Source organism: Paenibacillus sp. LT-B23 (assembly GCF_059417685.1).
In genome coordinates this window covers 190,419-210,815 of the sequence record NZ_JBSQBM010000012.1, presented here as the reverse complement: position 1 = coordinate 210,815, position 20,397 = coordinate 190,419, and the positions used below count along the sequence as shown (strand labels likewise).

Sequence of the window (20,397 nt, the reverse complement as noted above, 5' to 3'; positions counted from 1 at the left end):
AAATTACAAATGCAAAGCTTGACTGCAAATCAACTACGTGAAGCCGTAGATCATGTGTTAAGTCTCTCATCTTTCAAGAACTCTGTCGCAAATATTAGGGAATCCTTTCAAAAATCAGGTGGGTATCATCAAGCTGTTGATGAGATTTTCGAATTTAAAAGTCAATATCATATCTAAATATAAAAATTTTTTGGCTACTACATTGTTGAGCAGGCCCTACAAGTCTGCTCTTTTATTAAATTAACGTGCAGGATAACCTGGTTCTCTTTTAGAATAGTGAGCATAGAGAAATCAATCTAAGAGGAGGCAAGCTATGATGATTAAAATGTCACTTTCGAATATGGGAGATTTTAAGAAGTCGAATGAGAATAAGGGCTTTATTGTGTCAGGACGGATTGTACCTAAATATGAGAACGACAATTGGACATTTATAGAGGAAAATTCCCCCTTCCTTCACGAGATTGTAATTCGAAAAGAGGCGTGGAAATCAACACATCCAGTCTAATACTTTATTTCCCTTGAATATTTACGAGACATACTTTGGGTAATGCAGCGTTTCTTTAGGGCATGCTGAAATGGTTTCATTTGATAGTGCCACCCTTGATCAGAATGTAGAAGTAATACATCCTCTTCAGCTAACCTTACGAATACCTTGTCCAGCATCTCTGATACAAGTCGTGCCCTGCTTGATATCTCAGAACGGCATCTTTTTTCTGTTCTAAATTAAATTTAATCATGAAAAAACTGCACCTCCAATTGTTATTGGTGTCTAACAATTGGGTTGCAGTTCAGTGATTCCCAGCCTGCCTTTTACACTTGCTCCAAATGTAATGAAACAGTCGAATATTCATATGCAATTACGGACGTCCCAATTCAGAACGACTGTCGTTATCATGGCACAGTTTGTTTGATACGTTCCAGAATTTCGGTGTCCGGTAGCTTATAATGTTCTGGTAACGAGGTGTTAATCCGGTTCCATATTTCATAATCCACCTCAAAATGCGGGTGCGATTGCTCAATTTCAAAAATACGGTTGTACAAGTCTCCAACTACAGGAAAAGTCATGTTCCCCCTCCTCACTATCGAATCAACGTACTTGATTGAGTGCTTGCCCGTAAATATTGATGAGTTGTGCAATCATGACATCCAGAGACCAATGCGCAGTTCCCCATGTCTTGGCACGGTTCCCCATAGCCATGCGCACGTCATCCTGAGCCAGCAAATGCTGCAAATGAGCTGCCAACACCTCCAAATCGCCAACCGGGGAAACCAGTCCAGTATGTTCATGCTCCACCATTTCCGGGAGTCCACCCGCATCCGATATCACTGCCGGAAGCCCTGAAACCTGCGCCTCCATAACCGAAAACGGCTGATTATCCTGTATGCTCGGATGAACAAAAATATCTGCCAATTGCAAAAGGGCTGGCACATCTTCACGATGCCCGAGGAAAACTACCTCTTCCACCAGCCCCAGCTCCTCCGCCTGTGTTTGAAGCTCTTCCCTTTTGTCTCCCTCTCCAACAATCCAGCAAACCCAGTCTGTACGCTGATCTTTTAGCAAACCAAGAGCACTCATTAAGTAATGCAACCCTTTGATATATACCAGCCGTGAAGGACAAATAATGACCTTTTTTCCTATGGGTCGTGTCATGTCCGTTCCCTTTGCTTGGACTTCCCAGAAGTGTTCAGTATCCAGGCCATATTGGAAAGTAGCAATCTGTTGCTCAGGCACTTCAAACTCACGAACGAGCGTCTGCTTCATCCATTCCGTAGATGTAATGGTAATATCAGCAGATAGTGCCCCATAGTGCTCCAGCGCCCAATAATATTTCCACATCAACGATTCCCGATATCCCGTCTCCTGATCTCGTTCAAGCGCCATCATGACTTCGCGGGCCAACGAGCCGTGAATATTGGCCACGAGTGCGCTATCCTTACGTTTGACCCGGCTTAGGGCACGTGTCGCAATGACATCCTGCGTATGAATGATATCATACTGTTCAACTCCAAAATACGCCGCCGCCAGTTCCATACAGTATCGGTCCTTTTCCACCGTCTGCACCCAGGAGTCCTTGTGTAATATAGGTACAGCCGCCTCATTCAGCTTCGTGTTCAGCATGGGCAACAACTGATCCTTCAGCAGTTCCCTATTTTTAAAAACAATATGGTATTTGGGTATATCCGGCCCGTTGCCCATCAAGTCCACGGTGTGACCCTGCAGTTCTAGCCGTCGTTTAATTTGCAGCATAAACGGCCACACGCCTCCCAAATGAGGGATCGGCCAGTAGGTAGCCAGTAAAATTTTCACAACAACCTCACCTCCCCTGTCTAGTACGCTACGTTCCGTCACTCCCGTAAATTTGCTGAAAGCCGGATAACGCATCTGTCCATACCGCAAAAAATCCGTTATTCGGCACGATGGTCACATGTCACATCAATGAAATTGCCGATCGTGACGACCGGAACCGGACTATTCTCGTTAGGATTAAAGGAGTTGTCTGTTACTCTGCAGTTCGTAAAGGTCTGCCCCCGTCCGCTGATTCGGCCAGAAATACATCTAATGTTATCCCTCCATCCTGTGAACGCTCGAAAAACATGACTGAGCCGCCGAAAAAGTCAGGATTGAACTGATGCGTATAACACAAATAGATTTTTCCGGTATAAGAGCTAACCTGAGATGTATCAAACTTCACACTCACCTCAACATTATTGACAAATGTACCGTATCTTTGCTGGGCAATCACGGGCGTATCAAATGTATTGCCGTTGTCCCTGGACACATGACAGGCTACGATGAACAAATTTGGAAAACCGCTGGGTGTCACCTGAAAATTAAAGGGCATGACAAGCATTCCTTCATTACAAATTAGTAATCATGGAAGAAGTATCTCCAAAAATGTACCTTTTTTCAGCATAGCCCACCGACAAGCATACAAGCTTTCTATTCAATAGATTCATAGTATAGGAGCATCCCTTCTGGGGTTTTCCAATATTCTGTTTTCGAAAGGATGATTCATTTGGCTTTTACAACCGGCTATATGACAAACACTAGGGATTTTGGTACTGCCTGCTCCAATGTCGTTGTGAATCTGGTGAATGAGGATACGGTAAACGCAGCAACCGTGACCATACAAATTTTTTTCTCGCTCGTACCGGATACCAAGATCCCATTGTACGTGTCATCGGTTAACGTACCTGCAAACTCTATTGCCCGACGCACCTTCTTTATACAAGGAGTACTTGCCTACGAGGTACAATACAACGTAGTCTCCGCTGCACCCGCAAATGTTGTACTTTCCAACTTCGGACTGGACCAGTTCGGCAATGTTGTACAGGAGCATCGTGTCCTTCAGTCAGAATTGACCACGATCGCCGCACTGTCTCCTGTTAGCTAAAAGCGACCCTGTTCCAGCACCTGATGCAGCCCGTGAGTGAAATACACGTAATTCCATTCCGGCGGTACGGACTGAACGCCTCGGCCGCTGCCTATGGTGGAATGATCATCTGTATAGTAGGAAAAGGCATGTGTATCCTGTAGCGGGCGCAGCAAATCGGTCAGATACAGCAGATCCGTCACAGCGATATAAGGTTTGACACCGTAGCACACAACAAAGCGGGTAACCGTTTCCCCAATCGCCTGAACCAGTGCTTCCGTGACAGAATAATGCGGTCTCGGCGTTATGATTAGCCGAGGATCGAGCATCATCGGCAGGAAGGAAAAGGCGCCCTGTTCCGGCGTAAGATCCAGCAACCGCACCAAGCAATTGCTGTAATGCTGCTCCAGCAACTGATCCAGCAACGGCTCAGCCTGAGTCATATCCGTGACAGGCATTAAAATGGTCATTTCAAGCGGAATACCCCGGCGCGCTCTCGCCTCATGCTTGGCGACTTGAAATGCGTGCCGCCAGCGTCGATGCTCCTTCTGGCTGTGCAAGCTGGCCGATACACTAAAAGCGGAATCCACCCGGTAATCCATAAGGACCTCCGGGATGAATTTCATGCTGCACGTCTCGGTCAGCCGCAGCCAGTAATCATAATCCTCCACGGGTTGCAACCGATAGCCGCCGATCCGGCGGGCATATTTGCTTTTGTACATAAATGAAACCCCAACAATGCTGGCGTTCAGCAGTTCCTCATGCGACTGGCTTTGATACCGGATCAGCGCTTGTTGATGCTGCTCATCATACAACGGGCTTCCTGAAGCATCAATCTGGCGGAAGGTGGAGAATACAAGGCCGAGCGAGTCCGGCCCATGGTTTAGCTCTCGTCGCAGTCGTTCTATAAAGCCGGGATAATATACATTGTCACTGGATACCCAGGTTACATATGTGATCGCAGGATATTGGAACAACTCGTCAAAACCCCGGTTGAGGGCATTGGATACTCCTTTGTTCTCAGGAAGTGTAATCAACTGGACACGAGGGTCCCCCCCTGCTGCGTGGAGCGCTGGTCCCACCATTTCTGGAGCTCCGTCAATAACGATGATGAGGCGGAATTCCCTATAGCTCTGAGCCAGCACAGATGAAATCGCGGCTTGCAGATAGCCGAAATCCTGTTTGTATAGCGGCATTACAATACCTGTATCTACCATATCAATCCCCCCTGACAAACTTCCGCTTTATTAGGAAAAACCGTTCAACAACTGACTGAAGCGATCTCGATACCGTGCTTGAGTTATGCTGTACTCCCGCTCAACGGCCGGCCAATGCTTTTGGGTTCCCATTTCATCATGCCAACGGTAGTTGACCAGCGGTTCGTTCAGAAAAGGAAATGGATATCCCGCCAGCATCACTCGGTACCACATATCCAGATCATGGGTATACGGCAGTAATTCATCGAATAGACCGATATGTGAGAACAGCTCCTTTTTAAACATGACCGTGCATCCGTTGACCGGATTTCCTTGCTGGAAAAAACGGTAAAACTCCGGTAGGGAAGGAAACACAGCCGCCGCCTGATGGTTTGTAATCTGGCTGTAGTTATTGATGAAATTGAAATTGGTGTGAGAGATATACGCGCCTTGTTCCACCATAAAAGATACCTGGTTGTTTATTTTATCCATATGATAGGTATCATCCGAGCTGAGCCACGCAATGTATTCGCCACTAGCATGCCGAATGCCATGATTCAGTGCGCTGGCCGTTCCTCCATTGGATTTTCCTAAATAATGTATATATGGAAGATAAGGTTGAAGCATTTCGGTATGTGTCGTGGAACCGTCATCGACGACAATAATTTCAAGCGGACCGTAGGTTTGCTCTAATGCGCTTTGCAGAGCCTGATCCACGTATCCACAGTTATAAAATGGAATGACGATCGTTACACTCGGTCTCATATCGTTCCTTCCTTTCCTGCTCGGTGGTATCGGATCATATCCTCCAGCGATTGCCCCAGCGGTATGATCGGCCTCCACCCCATGTCCTCCAGCTCCTTGGCCCGGTATGCATCTGTAGATGCTGACTCTGCCGCGTCCCCCCATTGGATGGCGACAGGTGTATCTGCCAGTGCAACCATGCGTTCCACGATGTTGCCCAGTTCCACGATTCGGCCTGTGCAGACCGGATAAACCTGCCCCAACACCCCTTGCTCCAGCAGCACACCGTATGCGCGGACGGCATCGCGCACGTCGAGAAAATCACGCTGCGCATGCCGGGAAGATACCCGGAACGGTGCGGGTTCGAGTGCGGGCAAAGACTCAGGTGCTAATTCGGTTGTCAGCTCCGTGTACGTGCGCTCTGTACTGATGATATGACCTGCCAGCAATGCGCAAAAGCCGGTGGAAGGACCCGGTCCAATCAGATTGCAAGGCTCTGCCAGCATGACGGATTGGCCGAACAACGCGCTCCAGGAGAGTGCGACTGCTTCTTGAAGGCTTTTACTGAGACTGTACGGATGCGACGGATGATACGGAGCCTGCAAAGCCGCTTTCAGCCGGGAACCCGCCACGACAATCCGGGTTTTTGGAAAAGGGCGTAGCGCATCCAGCAGATACAGCGTGGACAGCACATTGGATTCCATATAGAGCAGCGGGCTTTGCCATGATTCGGGCACCGAATTTTTACCACCCAGATGAAGCACATAATCGGGCGCAATCTGGCATATCACTTCGCGAAGATGTTCCTTATCGAGCAAATCGCATACATAAGACGTGATGTAGAAGCTGGTGCAAGAATCTGCGCTAGAGTTCTCATTACCGTTCAACTGCAAGATCAGCTCCCGGGCGGAAGCAGCCGTGCGGGTCAGCGCCGCTACCTCCCAGCCGAGCTTTGCAAAATGGCGGCAGGCGTGCATCCCGGTATAGCCTGCCGCTCCGGTAATTACAATGATGGGCCGACGTTGTTCCGCTGTGCTTCTGTCCATTCCAGCAGCTCCTTCAGCATGATGCTGTAGTGAGGAACATCGTAGAGCAGATCGGCCCGGGTAGAACGAAGTGTCCGGTCTTGCACCGGCTCATCCTTCGGCACGATCTGAATATCCTCCCTCTTCCAGATATCCTTGAACAACAGCAACAGATCATGCTTGCTGATCGGTTCAGGATGAACCAGATGAATGAGTCCATCCAGCGGCCCATTCATCAACACCCGTATAGCCTTAGCCAGTTCCAGCGTAGTAACCCCGTTCCAAAAGACACGGCGATACCCGTCAACGTCCCCGCTCTGCTGCAAGAACCAGTTCAGCAAACCAATGCCCCCCGGCCGGATTTCCGGGCCGATAATGGAGGTGCGAATCGTCAGATGTCCCGGCGCCTTCACTTCTCCGAGTATTTTCGTCAATGCATAGGCGCTTGTCCCGTCAGGCTGATCCGTCTCTTGATATAGACCTGGCACTCGCTTCCCTTCAAATACGCAGTCCGTGCTGATATGAATGAAACGGGCGCCGATGCTATCCGCCGTCCGCTGGAGAAGGTGCGGCAGCAGACCGTTAATTTGATATGCTGTAACCTGATCCTCTCCGGCATACTGGTTCAGCACACCCACCGCGTTAATAATGATGTCAGGCCGCACGCTCCGCACCAGTTGCTCCACCATAAAACTGTCGTTCACATCCAGCAGCAGGCCACCTTTATTCTTGGGATCACGCGTGGTGTAGAACACATGATATCCGCCCTGCTTTTGAAAGTATTCGACCAGCACATGGCCTGCCATGCCGTTACCGCCCAAAATAAGAAGCTTCATTTAATGAACCCCCCGCTCTGGAGAATCCTCCGTATCTCCTCTTTGGACATCAGATTGAACTCCGAGCTAAAGCTGCTGAACGACACTGGAGGGCATTGCTTGTAGCGATCCTTTAGTTGGGGGATATTCAGCGTTGGCAGAATGACCAAATACTGCTCGTCGTACACAACCGTCGTCAGGCTTTCAAAGTCACTCATCAAAATCTCATGAATCTTCTCACCAGGACGGACACCTTTTTCAACAATTTCTACATTCTCCACGCCCGAATCCTCGATGAGCACCTCTGCTAAATCCACAATGCGGCAGGTTGGCATGGTCATGATAAATATTTCGCCGCCGACACTTTCTACCGAAGCTTTGAACAAGAGGCTGATGGCATCACGCAGGGTCAGGAAAAAGCGGGTCATGTTCATATCCGTGATTGAAACGGTACCCTTTTGGCGAATCTGGCTCTGAAAAAGATGCACCACACTTCCGTTCGTGCCCAATACATTGCCCCCACGCACCGTAACGAACTGCGTATCGCTGTTCAGCAAATTGGCGTAGACAATCAGTTTTTCACCAATCGCCTTGGTCATCCCGTAAAAATTAGATGGGTTCGCGGCCTTGTCAGTCGATATATAAATGACTTTCTTTACCTGATTGGCGACAGCGGCTTCGATCACGTTTTGAGTGCCTACCACATTCGTTTTGAGCGCTTCATAGGGCTGATCTTCACACACAGGTACGTGCTTGAGAGCCGCCAAATGGAATATATAGTCCACACCCTGACAGGCGGCCAACAATGCATCCTTATCCCGAATATCCCCGATGCAGAAGCTAAGTCGTTCATCCTCAAACTGTCTGTTCATCGCAACCTGACTCGATTCTCCGCGCGAAAAGATAATGACCTCTTTGGGGTTACGCGGCAGTAACTGGGTAACCAACTCATGCCCCCAGGAGCCGGTGCCGCCGGTAACCAAGATACGTTGGTTTTCAAACATGCCGTTTCCCTCCAAGCAGAAATTTAACTACCTTATCAGACACATCCTGCGCCAGATATCCTGCGGGACACTGCCACTTATGACTCATCCTGGTCATTAAGGCTACCGCGTTCGCTATGACCTCTCCATCCAGTCCGGACACGATATTGCTGCCGCAATCTACGGTTTCTGGCCGTTCCGTCGTCCGGCGCATCGTGACCGTCGGCACACCCATGACGCAGCATTCCTCCTGCACAGTGCCGCTGTCCGTCAAAGCGCAGCGTGCATGCTGCTCCAGCAGTACGAAGTCAAAAAAACCGAACGGTTCGTGGAACTCCACCAGCGGATCAAGCTGGATCGGCGGATGGCTCGCGATACGAGCAGCAGTGCGGGGATGAATACTGCAAATGACCCGCTGTCCGGACTGCTGCGCTACCCGATTCAGGCCATCCAGTATAGCCAGCAAATGCGGCGGATGATCGACATTTTCGGCTCTGTGGGCGGTCACCAGGAAATATTCCCCTGGCGACAGTCCCAGCTTCTTCAAAATATCGCTGCCGGACACCTCTTTCTCGTAATGCTGCATCACTTCGTAAATCGGGTTTCCGGTCAATATAATTCGTTGGCTCGGAAAGCCTTCCCGTATTAGATGCTGCTTGCTTTGCTCCGTATATGGCATATTAATCGTAGAAATCGCATCAATGACGCGGCGATTCTTCTCTTCCGGCACATCCAGATCGTAGCAGCGGTTACCCGCCTCCATATGCACGACCGGGTAGCCCATACGTTCCGCAAGCAAGGCGCACAGGGCGCTGTTCGTATCACCAAGCAGCAGCACATGATCCGGGCACTCCTTGTTTAAAATATCCTCCATCTGCGAGTACATGGCAGACAGTTGTTTACCCAGCGTCCCCGCCTTCTCCTGAAGCACATAATCCGGGGCACGCAGCCCCAGTTCGCGGAAGAACTGCCCGCTCAGGCTTTCCGTGTAATTTTGGCCCGTATGCACAAGCACATGCTGATCCGCATGGTGATCCAGTTTCGGAATGATCAGGCTGAGCCGTATGATTTCCGGTCTTGTGCCGAGCACGGTCAATATTTTCATCGTGTTGGAACCCACCTTTGTTGTCGTTGTTTTCCAGTTGACTGTCTGTGCTCCAGCTAAACGTTCACCTCAACGGTCCGGTGTGCTCTCACCCGGACCGTTGTTTTTTGTGGCGTCCAGCCTTGAGCGCTAGTCGCTTCCGCTTGTTCGGATGCAGATGCCTTGACACGCGCTTGAGCTTGAGTCTCCGTTTAAGCTTCCGCTTCAACCTGGGCTTCTGTTTCGACCTGGATTTCGGCAGAAGCCCTGATAGTGGAAACCAGTGAACGCTGCTCATGCGATGGCTTCTACTGTTAGTGTTGCTCTTACCCCTGCGTTTGCGATTACGAGATCTGCTATGCTTGCGACCCACTGGCCATCTCGCCCGAATGCCACGCTTGTCGTGATGCGGGTCTGGCAATGGCTCCGGCACAGGAGCAGTTGGCTGCGGCAAGCCCGGAATGGCCACATACTCGATAGGCGGCAGACCAAGCACAGGCAGTTGGCAGACCACCGATTCGGGAAATTCCCGAATGGTGCTGGTAAAAGCCTCTGGTATCGCAGTGACCTGACGAAGCCCTTCCCCCTCACGCGTCCATATCGGTCCTCCCGGCTGCCGAATCAGCGGGAACCATTGCGGATCATGGCACACCCATTGGCTGACCATGACATGCAGGTTGTTTTTATAGGAATCAGGTCCGTATACACGCATAGCAGCGCTGTTGTTCCGTACACCGATCCGTTCCACTTCCTGAGGATGATTGAGCAGATAGCCCACTTTTTCCGCCAGCATATCGCTGTTTCCCGGCTCTACCAAAAACTCTGTATTTCCGGTCGCCTCCATCAGCTCCACAAGTCCACCCTGCGCAAAGGCCACAACCGGCTTGCCGTAAACCAGTCCCTCCAATGCCGTCAGACCAAAGCCTTCTTCCACCATGCTCGGGATAACGACCATATCCATCGCGCTATAGGCAGTGGATACAGATTCCTCAAATGAGCTGAACTGGAATCGGCGACTGTAGGGGGATTGGCGGATTAAAGAGACGCATTTTACGTAATATTCCGAGTCCACCGAGCTACCGATGATCCAGAAGCGACAGCGCGAATTCGTTTCACACAGCTTTAGAGCCATTTGAACAAAAGGTAGCAATCCTTTGGCTTCGTAGATAAAGGAAGAAATATAACCAATACAAATATGTGATGCCTTTAATCCCAGCTTTTCACGTTTGCGTTTCCGTTGCAGCACATGCTCTTTGTGAGGCGGCATATCCATATCCCGGCATGGAGACAACACCGTGTGGGGACGCGTCAGCCCCGCTCCGTGCAAAGGCCGCAAAACAGCTTGTGAGATGCCGATGACCCATCGGCTGTAACGCTCGATGATGGAAACCGAGACAGGTGTATGCTCATTCTGGTTAATGACTTCGGTTATTTTCCAGACCACCGGAATATTCAACTCATGGGAAGCCATCGCGGGCATGACGTTCACACAGGTATTGACCAGCACCACATCTGGACGTGCTTGTCGTAGCAACTGGAGCAAAGGTGCGTACGCGGCATGATTTCGCAAATTCTCCGCATCCTGCTCCAATCCCTCATACGGGGTATACATGCCGTGCAGCATGGGCAGGTTCTGAATTTGGACGGTAATTCCGCGCTTGCGGGCAATTGTGGTCAGCCGTCCTTCAGCGGGCGTTACCAGAATGCAGTCGAAGTACATACGAATGTCTACACAAAATTGCAATAACAGCTTCTCCGCTCCCGTAATGCTGCGGACATTGCTAACATGGCTGAATAGCATCATTTTCGGTTTGATCGGAGTTCACCTCCTTTAAAATAACGACCATCTGGCGTATGAACCGAATTAAGGAAATACGACCGACAGCAGCTGGTCAATCCGGTGACCGTACGTATGCTCACGCAGAGTCCGTTCCAGAGCACGCAGGGCAATCTCACGGCGTTCCTTTTCGTGTGTCAAATAAAACTCGATCTTCTCCAGCAGATCCTGCTGGGAACTGTACGTCTCAATTTCTTCTCCCGGCTTGTAAAAACGAGCCAGATCATCCCGTGTGTCGGTGAGCTGCAAGGTGCCGCTGGCAGAAATTTCGAACGTGCGTGGATTCGGCGACACTCCCGGAATTTTCAGAGCATTGTTATTCACGGAATCATCCTGATGTGAACGATGAAGATTAATGACAATTTTGCTGCCGTTATACGTGTCATTCGTCTCGGCTGGAGACATCCAGCGGCCCAGCTCGATTTTATCGCCGTACGATTGATAATCAGGGAGACGATCCCACCAGATTCCGTTGATTTTAATATTACGGGCCATAAGCTGCGGCATAATCGGATTAAAGAAATAGATGCGATTCCAGTAAGCCGAGCCGGTAAATCCGATTTCACGCCGTACGGAAGCGGGAGAGCTAAGCGGGAAATATTGAGTCAGAAAGGCCCCAAAGGGCAAGTAATGTACAGACGAACAGCCGAGCTGGCGGTACATTTCGATGCAATTCAGCTCCAGCGTGAACACATGGTCATAATGCGTAACAATTTTGGTCGTCGTGTCCGTGTAATAGGGATCATCCGTCAGCCAGATTGCAGTCGGAATGCCCAACTGACGTACCGCTTTCACCTGCTCCAGCGGAAGATCCATCCCATCCAGCGCCAGCATCAGATTCGGACGGAGCTGGGTAGCAATATCACCTACTGGCTGACGCGGGTCGGTTACGGTAACCTGAGCCGTCATACTTTGCAACGTGGTGATCACCGCTTCATCCAGTGGAGAATAGGGAAGACCCTTACCGGAGACTACATACAGCACATGGATTTGCCGAAAAGGGAAGACCGCCTTCGTCCGGGCAAGAATCGCATTTGCGCGTCCGCGCAAATAGCCTTCGTCGTATCCGTCACCGAGTCCCGCAGCTCTCCCCTTTTCCCAGGAGGTTGTGGCCGGGTCAAACGGCCCTGTCGTAGATATCGTCATCACTTTCACTCCTCACTGTTTTTGGTGTTTACTCTAGGCCATCGCCTTGTCCAGAAATTCTTCCATACGATTCGTGTACATATGCTTTTGCATGGTGGTGTGCAGCCCGCGCCAAGCCATGCGCTCACGTTCCCAGTCATGCTTGAGATAGTAGTCCAGCTTGACCTTCAGCTCCTCTGCTCCACCAAAGGTTTCAATGTCATAGCCTGGTCTGTAATAGCGGTCCAAATCTTTCCGAATGTCCGTCATCTGGAGCGTGCCGCAGGCAGCAATTTCGTAGGTCCGGGGATTAATGGACTCCGCGGATAGCTGATGCGTATTCCGGTTATCCAGTCCGGGGTCCGTTGGACGGTGCAGATTGATAACAATTTTGGAGCCGTTATAATATTTGGCTGTTTCCTCCGGCTCCATGAAGATTGGACGGATAAATCGTTCCAGCACATCCCGTCGGGTCAGCCGATCCCAGTGCCCACCTACGATCAGCACTCTTTTGTCCGCCAAGAAGGGAGCGAGGTGGTCAAACAGCTTCACACGGTTCCAGAAGGCATTTCCAATGAAGCAAATGTCATGCTGCTGCTCCCGCTCCACCCGCCGGGGATAAAAAATCCGGGCTGACGCAGCAAGCGGCAAATAGTGTACCCGTGCCACTCCCTGATCTCGATAAAACGGCAGGCATGACATCTCGTGCGTAAATACAACATCGTAGGATTGGCAGATCAACGCCGTATCCTCCGTAAAGTAGGGATCATCTACAAACCATATGGCCGTCCGAATACCCAGGCCCCGTATTTGCTGCACCTGCTCCAGATGATCCGCCGGAAAAACATGCAGCCCGTTCATGACCAGTACGAGGTCTGGACGGTGAGCCTCGGCGTCAGCCAGCATCGTGGCAGGAGTACCGATGACCAATTGGCTGCATGTTTGGCTTAATGCCTCTTGTACCCCGGTGTCTATGGCGGCGAAGCCTTGCGGAATGTACAGCACTTTCAACTGGCGAACAGCAGGCTTCGTAGCCACGACTTGTGACAGAGCAGCCGTGCAACCGCCCATTCTGCGTCCTTCCCGGTAGCCACATTGATAGGCTTCGCGTTCATTTTCGCTTCGTTGATCGTTCACATCCTTCACCCTGTCCTGTTGTAGAATAAACTTCTGTCACTCCTAAACTATATGCGGAGGGGTCAAACGCATCATGGACGACTGCCACTGCCCGGACAAAATTGGCGTTTGCCCGTCCATCTGCCAAACCACAAATAACCCCGAAGCTGTTAGCTTCGGGGGATCAGCGGCAATAGATGATGTTCACAGTTTACTGGGCCTTGTAAGCGACCTGGTGCCCGTCTTCGTAGCCTTTGGCAAAGCCTGAATTGAAGCCCTCGTTATAGGCCGCATCATATCCCTGCTGAAATGCCTGCGGATCATGCTCCAGCACAACAGGCTCGGGCTGTGGATTTTCCGCAGCAGGGGCTGTCGCCGGGTTGGGCTGAGGCTTTTTCTGCCTACGCCGAAGAGAACGACTTCTACGGGCGGAATGAAGCCCTCTTTTACGACGTCTTAAAGCGAGCAGACGTTTTCTTCTCAGCTTTAATCTTCGGATACTCGAACGCCGGGTACCTTTGCGTCTTTTGCGGACTTTTCCCCGCGTGACGCGTTCCCACCTTATACTCATTCTCATTCCTCCTTAGCTTCCTCGTCGTTCTTGCGTTTTTGAAACAGGCAACTGGAGCAACGGCTGAGCCGGTTTTCCGTATACCTGTCGTCTTAGCGGGATGCCAGCCAACATTTGCGTGATTTCCCCCTGATAGTTGCTGAGCAAACGAATGTTTTCTTCCAGACGGGCAGCGGAAATATCCGCATGGGGCGTCAAGTCCGCAAGACTGCTCAGCATCCGGGCAACCGCGTGCTGGCTGGCAGCAATGGACTCCATCATATCCAGCTTGATCTCACGTTCGCGCCTCATGCTCATTAGTTCATATCCCCCGCTCCCATTCCTCCCATCATCCCTTCCATTCCGCCGCCCTGCTCATCCTGATCCAGTAATGCCTTGAGATTGCTGCACAGTCCGGTTTGAAGCCGGGTTAAACCCTCCAGCATTTCCACCATCTGCTCATGAATTTCCAAAGGCCGTCCCAACTGCTCTTCATCTGTTTCAAATGCGTTAGGCTCCAGATGATTCAGCGTCCAGTTACGCATTTTTTCAGCTTCTACTGCCTTGGCCTCCAGGATTATGGACACATTCCACTGCATTTTGGAGGCTGCGTCCAGCATATGGAGCATCGCTTGTTCCCTGCTCATGTGTTCACTCCCTGCCCTCGGTTAGTGCGTTACTCCTCGTCCGGGTATGACGTTTCCTTCACAACGCGAACGAGCATTTCAGCCATCGCCTCCTGAAGATCGGCAATGCCGTTCAAGTAGGCAACGATGCTTTTGTTTACTTGTCCCGAGCTATCAATAATACCCGGGATTCCGTCAAAACGCGGCTCCTCGTCCGGCAGTTCATGTATGACCTGCGACATGCGCACGACTACCTGACGTTCCGCATCCAGCAACCTTGCCATCTGCTGCTGCGAGTGCGAAATATGGATCAGCAAATCATCGATTTCGTTATGCATAAGCCCCTCCTTAATGTGTTCCGCCGTGCGGAACGCACGAATTGCCTACGGGCTTTCCGCTACTACAGCGTATGCGGCAGCGTGGAGTCGGTTCCGCCTAAAAGCGCCTATTCCGAGCATTATAAATGTCCGTGCAATACCGGCGGTGAAATAATGGGTCTTTCCTCCGTCAAAGCCGATAAATCAGCGGCGGGCAACAGCCGAATCCGGTAGTCAGCCGCCCGCCAGCTCATAGCGTTATACGGCGTTAGGAACGGCCTTTTCCAGCCGTTCCCGATCTGATACAGTTGCCCGCCCTCAGCATAAAGGACCTCAATCCATCGCTTGCGTTGATCCGGGGCATTAAGCGTAGGCAGTGAAGGCAAATTTTCCAGTTCCGGAGCGACCAGCACAGGTGCATACTCGCCGGGAATATGCACAGTTTCCGCATTTTGCAGAACACCTGGCTGTGCAGTTACGGGTGCATCCGTGACATCAGAGATCGTCACCTCTGGCTCCGGTACCAGCGGAAGGGCCAGCAGATCAAGCTGGGATACCCCGACCGGGGCAACGTCCTCACCTCCCGCACCACTGACTCCATGCAGAAGGCGTCTTTTCCCCGGCTCCAGCCGATATATTGCACCAGACGGTCCCTTAACGAGTGCTCCAACGGGATAAAAGATTGCCGCCGACCCGTGTCGGGCCTTGGTTGACGATGTCGGGCTGTCCGGCTCTGATGTGCCGAATTTGAGGCTGTGGAGCAGCTTATCCGCATCCCCCCACTTTTGGACAAAAAAGGATCGGTTCCGGCTACCATCCTCCGTCAAACCGCCTTCTCCGGTCGTCTGAGGGAAGGCATAAGCCGTATCCCGATCACTTTCTGTGCAATGGATAAACGCATTTCCCGCAATAGCCAGACGTGTCCCCAACAAACGTACACGCAACAGCCAATCTGCATCTGCCTCCCGACCGCTGTGACAGGCTTCGTCCCAGTAGCCCGTCTTTTCCAGCGTCTCTCTGCGCAGCAGCAAACAAAATCCGGCCAGGCTTTGGGTTTCCCGCCATGCGGCCGAATTGGAAACATTATGAGAAATTGCGAAATGACGCGCTTCATGTTCGTTCGTATAAGGTACCTCAATCTGTTGCTCTCCGAACGGACCGTTCGCTACAGGCCCAACGACACCAATATGCGGATCACTGTGCAGGCACTCCAGCATTCGATCCAGCCAGCCTGGCGTTACCAGCGCATTGGGGTTCAGCACCACAATGGTGGTGCCTTTCGCCATCATCAATCCCTGATTCAAGCTGCCTGTCAAATGGATATCCTTTTGCAGTAGCGCATAACGCACAGCGATGCTTTTACGCAGCAGATAGGTGCGTGTCCCGTCCGTTGAGCCGCAATCCACCACGATGATTTCATGCGGACAGCTTGTATTTTCCTCAATACGATCAATACAGGTGCGAAGCCGATGAAGCTGATTATAGGACGGAATGATAATACTGACTCCTTCAAAGACCTTGCCGAACGAAGCCTGGCCCAATCTGTTACCCTGCTCCTGACCCCTTTTATATCCCGCCCAATAGCCTTTCTTACTGAGCCGCTTGCTGTGTTTCCTTTTTATACTCAGGCGTTTCATGCCGTTCACTCCTCCGGGTGGCATTATGCCCATAATATATGCCTGGCCCGGCCGGATGGTGTATCGCTGAGATCAGGGCAGAAGCCCTTTCATTTTCACCCCGGCTTCCTGAAGGGAATCGAAGGTCCCCGCATCGCTCCAATACCGCCGCAAAATGTCGTATTCAAGCTTGCCTTCTGCCGCATAGCAGTTGTTTACATCCGTGATTTCAAGCTCGCCACGCGTCGAAGGTGTAATCTGCCGGATCTTATCGAACACGGCGGTATCGTACATGTAGATGCCAGTTACACAATATCTGGACTGGGGATGCTGCGGCTTTTCTTCAATCCGCGCTATGCTCTCAGGCCGCTCGGGATCAAACACGGGTACTCCGTAGCGGTGGGCATCTGCCACCTTTTTTAACAATACTCTGGCGCTCCCCGAAGGCTGCTGCCCGAACCGTTCAATAACAGGTCCCAGATCTTCCTTGAACAGATTATCACCCAACAAAACGGTGAATTTTTCTCCTGGCTCCATGTAGCTTTTCGCCAGTTCGAGTGCTTCCGCAATGCCGCCCGCCTTTTCCTGAATCCGGTACGTCAGTTGAACATCATAATCGCTGCCGCTGCCCAGAAAATCGGTGTACAGCCCAGCCGATTGTTTGCCAATAATAAGAAGCATATCGGTAATACCCGCCTGTCGCAGTCTTTCAATACCATACACGATCATGGGATACTTGCCGACCGGAAGCAGATGCTTGTTGAGTAATAAAGTCAACGGATGAAGGCGCGATCCGGTTCCTCCTGCGAGAATAACCCCTTTCATATCTTCCTTCCTCCTTCGACAGCATGTTCGGTGCCTAAAGCTCCGCTATTTCCAGTCTCAATAAACGCTCTGGGGTCTATGTTCCATTTGTCCATAAACAAACGATGATTCCGCTCAATCAACTCTTCGACCCAGGCAGATTCCGAGCGTGAAAAGCTCGCACTCCCCTGGTGATATACAAAACAGTCACTGCACATCAACAGTTTGTAGCCATGTACACGTGCGCGCAGACAATAATCGTCATCCTCATAATGCCCGGGGTTAAACCGTTCATCCAGTAATCCGATCCGTTCCATCAGCTCACGCCGGAACATCAGACAAAACCCGACCAGCCGCTTGACCTCCTGCCATCTGGACGGATTACTTGCATTATTCTGCTCTGCAAACTGGAGACAGCTATCCAAATCCCCTGCTAATCCGTCAATCTGCTGAGTGCCGCTAGCATAATTCGTCACTGGTCCCACCAGTCCCACTGTGCTTTGGCTCCGCAATGCAACCAGCATATTGGATAACCATCCCCGTGTAACCGTCACATCATTATTCAAAATGACGAGCTGATCACCCGAAGCCAGCCGAAGCCCTTGATTACAAGCTGCCGGAAAACCCCGGTTTTTGGGGAGACGGATACTAATCAGCCGTTCGGCTTCACAAAAATCATCCGTTCCGTCATTTGAAGCGTTGTCCGCAACAATAATTTCATAAGGCACATCTGCTGTATGTGTCCGAATCGCCTCAATACACGGCTTGAGCAAGTGAAGACCGTTAGAGGTTGGAATAATAATGCTCGTCAGACTCATCGTGCATTCCTCCCTTTGGCGACGTCGGCCCGCGCTGGAACAGGTCCGAGCGGGGAAGCTCCGGCTACCTGAAACACCGCAGCCAGTGCCTCCGCATGATCGCCGACAATCAGTTGCTCCATGACATTCCCTTTGCCGATATTGAAAGCCCGCTTGCGGTTTGTTCCAATGACGTCAACAGCATGTACTGCCGTCACCTTCATACCGTGCAACACCGTCATAGCGTGGGCTTTCGGCGGAACAGCGAGCATGGCCGGACCGAGTAGCTCCAGCGAACGCCGTGATAACGCGTGCGGTACAGCAGTCAAGGAGCTTGCCCCCAGATCCGGCCTGCGCAGCACGCGGTTCAGAAATCCTTTGCATCGGGTCACGCTGTCCTGTCGGAAGTATGGCGGCAAATGTCTGCTCAGATCATTAAGCGCCACATCCGTTCCTTGATCCACTGCGTTGAGGAAAGGCAGCAAATCAGCCGCAGGAATCGGAAGATCCCCGTCCACAAACAGCACGATATCAGCCTGCGTTATACGTGCGCCTACCGCCCGTCCGACATCATGCCCGAGCCGATCCGGCACGCTGACGAGGGTCACACCCGGATGATACTTCGCTACTATAGAACGTGTGCCGTCCGTGCAACCGTTCAATACGACGATGATATCCGTAAACGGCAGCTTTTCCAGCTCGCTCAGCACCCCGCCAATCGTAGATTCCTCGTTGCAGGCACTGACCACTGCGGCGGCGGTTCCCCGCAGTAGGATATCCCCGGGCAATGCCCGAACCTCCCTGGGATGAACTTCGATCATTTCCCCCCGTCGGGGCGCAGGCTTCCTCACCCTGCGGCTGTTCATCGCGGTCGTCGTTCCATGTCTTCGCTGAACCCGACGTATGCCCCGGCTTCGGTCATCATATCTCCCTTTACGATACGCTCTGCTCACGGCTTCACCTCGTCTCTGATCCGTTTGCGTTTCAAATCCGTATATCCTGCACGCGTCCCCAGATGTGATGTAAGCCAGGCAATCGCGTCAAGATGATCCTGTACAACCACATCCGTAAGCAGGTCCCTGCCGTTCATTTTTTTGCGGGTCGCATTCACTTTACCCACGGCTATTCCGCGAACAGTCACCACCCGCAAGCCAGAGGCGATCGACATGGCCTGAAATAACGGAGGTTTCTCTAAGGACTTTAGACCTATTTTATTTAGAGCCCTTAGACTTATGGCATGCGGGATTCCCGTCATGGATGCCCCTCCTAAATCAGCACGGTTCGACAAAATATTCAATACATGCTTCGCTTCAACCACAGGATGCACCGACGTACGGTCTACCGGCCCATGGTAATCATTCAGTGCAACATCCGCTCCAGCACATACGGCTTGTATGAATGGCTTGAGTCTGACGCAGGGAATGACGATATCACCATCCAGAAAAAGCAGTACCTGCCCGGAAGCCGCTTCCGCTCCGACTCGGCGGCCAATATCATGCCCCAATGGCTGCGGGAAGGAAAGCACGCGCGCACCCGCTGCTTTTGCCGCCTTGGCTGTCCTGTCTCTTGATCCGTTCTCGACGACGATGACCTCGGTATGTGGATGAACATGGCGTGCCTCACGGACCACAGCCCCGATCGTTTTTTGCTCATTCATAGCCGGAATGATGACGGATACGAGCAATTTTCCCGCCGAAGACGAACCGGGTGGCCGTTCTTCACCTGTCTGTACTTCTGCTTCTGTGCCTGGTCCCCTCCTTGTTACAGGGGTCGGGGTGATATGCACGGTTGGCGTTCGTACAGGCAGCCACACCTTCGGGTAGGGGTCATGCGCATTGGAATGCCGCCTGCGATTGGCCTTGAATCCAAATCTTGCCTGCTTCCTCATGCTCCCACCTCACCTCCCTTGCTGCTATATGGATAGACAGCATAATTAGGACAGTTCAACATAACCTATGCGCTCTAAAACCCGTGTGTAACGGCAAGCGTGGAGTCTTTTCGACAAAGCAATTTTCGACTTTATTTGATATTTCTTATTAATCCTATTAAATAAATGAGTTATTAGGGTCTAAAGAATCATTTTGGATAAATTTGTGACATACATCTTCTCGTCCGTCATTCTCTGTGCTAATATCAGAGCCAGATGATGGGAGTTCAAAAAATCAACATTTGTTTTTTTTGCATAAGACAACTTTTTTCCATTATCCACCTTTATTCCACTTTTACTTATACGACAGGAAAGGAGGAGTTTGTTACCTTTTCAGACTGTAAGCTTCACATGCAGTACCCTCTTTTCACGCACGCTTCATGAAAGACACTTCGGTTTTTCTTCTTCACGTTCCATTTTCTTCATGTTCCAGACGACAACACGACCTACATAAACGGCGC

The 20,397-nt window shown here is 51.1% G+C and carries 23 protein-coding genes and 2 pseudogenes; 3 read left to right on the top strand and 22 right to left on the bottom strand.

All coding sequences use genetic code 11. The features are described from left to right. Positions 1 to 177, top strand: a pseudogene (locus ACWXW9_RS16915) (macrolide family glycosyltransferase); the annotation flags it as partial. A 136-nt stretch (positions 178 to 313) separates the two neighbouring features. Beyond that, positions 314 to 505: a hypothetical protein gene (locus ACWXW9_RS16910; protein WP_494930327.1), complete on the top strand. Its 192-nt coding sequence runs from the start codon at positions 314 to 316 to the stop codon at positions 503 to 505. 20 nt (positions 506 to 525) lie between these two features. On the opposite strand, the pseudogene ACWXW9_RS16905 reads toward ACWXW9_RS16910, so the two are convergent. From ACWXW9_RS16905 to ACWXW9_RS16890, 4 genes and pseudogenes are all read right to left on the bottom strand, one after another. Continuing rightward, positions 526 to 675 (bottom strand): annotated as a pseudogene (locus ACWXW9_RS16905) (IS3 family transposase); the annotation flags it as partial. 216 nt (positions 676 to 891) lie between these two features. Further along, a complete protein-coding gene (locus tag ACWXW9_RS16900) occupies positions 892 to 1,065 on the bottom strand; it encodes a hypothetical protein (RefSeq protein ID WP_494930326.1) in 174 nt (57 codons plus the stop codon). Positions 1,066 to 1,087: 22 nt separating this feature from the next. Beyond that, positions 1,088 to 2,308, bottom strand: coding sequence for a glycosyltransferase family 4 protein (locus tag ACWXW9_RS16895; protein WP_494930325.1), 1,221 nt, complete (start codon positions 2,306 to 2,308; stop codon positions 1,088 to 1,090). A gap of 193 nt (positions 2,309 to 2,501) precedes the next feature. Beyond that, positions 2,502 to 2,843 (bottom strand): hypothetical protein, encoded by a 342-nt coding sequence (locus ACWXW9_RS16890; protein WP_494930324.1) that lies wholly within the window; start codon positions 2,841 to 2,843, stop codon positions 2,502 to 2,504. 195 nt (positions 2,844 to 3,038) lie between these two features. Here ACWXW9_RS16890 and ACWXW9_RS16885 point away from each other — a divergent pair, with 195 nt between their 5' ends. Continuing rightward, positions 3,039 to 3,395, top strand: a complete 357-nt coding sequence (locus ACWXW9_RS16885; protein ID WP_494930323.1) for a hypothetical protein — start codon at positions 3,039 to 3,041, stop codon at positions 3,393 to 3,395. Here ACWXW9_RS16885 and ACWXW9_RS16880 read toward each other — a convergent pair. The 18 genes from ACWXW9_RS16880 to ACWXW9_RS16795 all read right to left on the bottom strand — a co-directional run bounded on the left by ACWXW9_RS16880 (position 3,392) and on the right by ACWXW9_RS16795 (position 19,897). Then, positions 3,392 to 4,591: a glycosyltransferase gene (locus ACWXW9_RS16880; RefSeq protein ID WP_494930322.1), complete on the bottom strand. Its 1,200-nt coding sequence runs from the start codon at positions 4,589 to 4,591 to the stop codon at positions 3,392 to 3,394. The two genes, ACWXW9_RS16885 and ACWXW9_RS16880, sit on opposite strands and share 4 nt — an antisense overlap. Before the next feature lie 30 nt (positions 4,592 to 4,621). Continuing rightward, entirely contained in the window at positions 4,622 to 5,335 is a 714-nt protein-coding gene (locus tag ACWXW9_RS16875) for a glycosyltransferase (RefSeq protein WP_494930321.1), read from the bottom strand. Beyond that, positions 5,332 to 6,360, bottom strand: a complete 1,029-nt coding sequence (locus ACWXW9_RS16870) for an NAD-dependent epimerase/dehydratase family protein (protein ID WP_494930320.1) — start codon at positions 6,358 to 6,360, stop codon at positions 5,332 to 5,334. The genes ACWXW9_RS16875 and ACWXW9_RS16870 overlap by 4 nt, the downstream gene beginning before the upstream one ends. Next, complete coding sequence (locus ACWXW9_RS16865; RefSeq protein ID WP_134912925.1) at positions 6,318 to 7,175, bottom strand: dTDP-4-dehydrorhamnose reductase family protein; 858 nt, start codon at positions 7,173 to 7,175, stop codon at positions 6,318 to 6,320. Before ACWXW9_RS16865 ends, ACWXW9_RS16870 begins: the two co-directional genes overlap by 43 nt. After that, positions 7,172 to 8,158 (bottom strand): polysaccharide biosynthesis protein, encoded by a 987-nt coding sequence (locus ACWXW9_RS16860; protein ID WP_494930319.1) that lies wholly within the window; start codon positions 8,156 to 8,158, stop codon positions 7,172 to 7,174. Before ACWXW9_RS16860 ends, ACWXW9_RS16865 begins: the two co-directional genes overlap by 4 nt. Then, positions 8,151 to 9,242, bottom strand: coding sequence for a non-hydrolyzing UDP-N-acetylglucosamine 2-epimerase (gene wecB, locus ACWXW9_RS16855; protein ID WP_494930318.1), 1,092 nt, complete (start codon positions 9,240 to 9,242; stop codon positions 8,151 to 8,153). Before wecB ends, ACWXW9_RS16860 begins: the two co-directional genes overlap by 8 nt. An 88-nt stretch (positions 9,243 to 9,330) precedes the next feature. Next, positions 9,331 to 11,025, bottom strand: a complete 1,695-nt coding sequence (locus ACWXW9_RS16850) for a glycosyltransferase family 4 protein (RefSeq protein WP_494930317.1) — start codon at positions 11,023 to 11,025, stop codon at positions 9,331 to 9,333. Between the two features lie 60 nt (positions 11,026 to 11,085). Further along, on the bottom strand, positions 11,086 to 12,204 hold the full coding sequence (locus tag ACWXW9_RS16845) for a CgeB family protein (protein ID WP_494930316.1): 1,119 nt from the start codon (positions 12,202 to 12,204) through the stop codon (positions 11,086 to 11,088). A gap of 33 nt (positions 12,205 to 12,237) precedes the next feature. Beyond that, positions 12,238 to 13,329, bottom strand: a complete 1,092-nt coding sequence (locus ACWXW9_RS16840; RefSeq protein ID WP_494930315.1) for a CgeB family protein — start codon at positions 13,327 to 13,329, stop codon at positions 12,238 to 12,240. Between the two features lie 181 nt (positions 13,330 to 13,510). Beyond that, complete coding sequence (locus ACWXW9_RS16835) at positions 13,511 to 13,870, bottom strand: FliH/SctL family protein (RefSeq protein WP_431087115.1); 360 nt, start codon at positions 13,868 to 13,870, stop codon at positions 13,511 to 13,513. Positions 13,871 to 13,882: 12 nt separating this feature from the next. Beyond that, on the bottom strand, positions 13,883 to 14,167 hold the full coding sequence (locus ACWXW9_RS16830; protein ID WP_431087114.1) for a hypothetical protein: 285 nt from the start codon (positions 14,165 to 14,167) through the stop codon (positions 13,883 to 13,885). Further along, positions 14,167 to 14,496, bottom strand: a complete 330-nt coding sequence (locus ACWXW9_RS16825; protein ID WP_494930314.1) for an alpha-helical endospore appendage domain-containing protein — start codon at positions 14,494 to 14,496, stop codon at positions 14,167 to 14,169. The genes ACWXW9_RS16830 and ACWXW9_RS16825 overlap by 1 nt, the downstream gene beginning before the upstream one ends. Positions 14,497 to 14,525: 29 nt before the next feature. Further along, on the bottom strand, positions 14,526 to 14,813 hold the full coding sequence (locus ACWXW9_RS16820) for a nucleoside-diphosphate sugar epimerase (RefSeq protein ID WP_494930313.1): 288 nt from the start codon (positions 14,811 to 14,813) through the stop codon (positions 14,526 to 14,528). 119 nt (positions 14,814 to 14,932) lie between these two features. After that, positions 14,933 to 16,429, bottom strand: coding sequence for a glycosyltransferase family 2 protein (locus tag ACWXW9_RS16815; RefSeq protein ID WP_494930312.1), 1,497 nt, complete (start codon positions 16,427 to 16,429; stop codon positions 14,933 to 14,935). A gap of 72 nt (positions 16,430 to 16,501) precedes the next feature. Continuing rightward, a complete protein-coding gene (locus tag ACWXW9_RS16810; RefSeq protein ID WP_494930311.1) occupies positions 16,502 to 17,233 on the bottom strand; it encodes a sugar phosphate nucleotidyltransferase in 732 nt (243 codons plus the stop codon). After that, positions 17,230 to 18,030 carry a glycosyltransferase family 2 protein gene (locus ACWXW9_RS16805; protein WP_494930310.1) on the bottom strand — a complete coding sequence of 267 codons (801 nt, stop codon included), beginning with the start codon at positions 18,028 to 18,030 and terminating at the stop codon, positions 17,230 to 17,232. Before ACWXW9_RS16805 ends, ACWXW9_RS16810 begins: the two co-directional genes overlap by 4 nt. Beyond that, a complete protein-coding gene (locus ACWXW9_RS16800) occupies positions 18,027 to 18,875 on the bottom strand; it encodes a glycosyltransferase family 2 protein (RefSeq protein ID WP_494930342.1) in 849 nt (282 codons plus the stop codon). The genes ACWXW9_RS16805 and ACWXW9_RS16800 overlap by 4 nt, the downstream gene beginning before the upstream one ends. An 83-nt stretch (positions 18,876 to 18,958) precedes the next feature. Continuing rightward, the gene (locus ACWXW9_RS16795; protein WP_494930309.1) at positions 18,959 to 19,897 is read right to left on the bottom strand and encodes a glycosyltransferase family 2 protein; all 939 of its coding nucleotides are present in this window, start codon (positions 19,895 to 19,897) and stop codon (positions 18,959 to 18,961) included. Positions 19,898 to 20,397 lie beyond the last annotated feature (500 nt).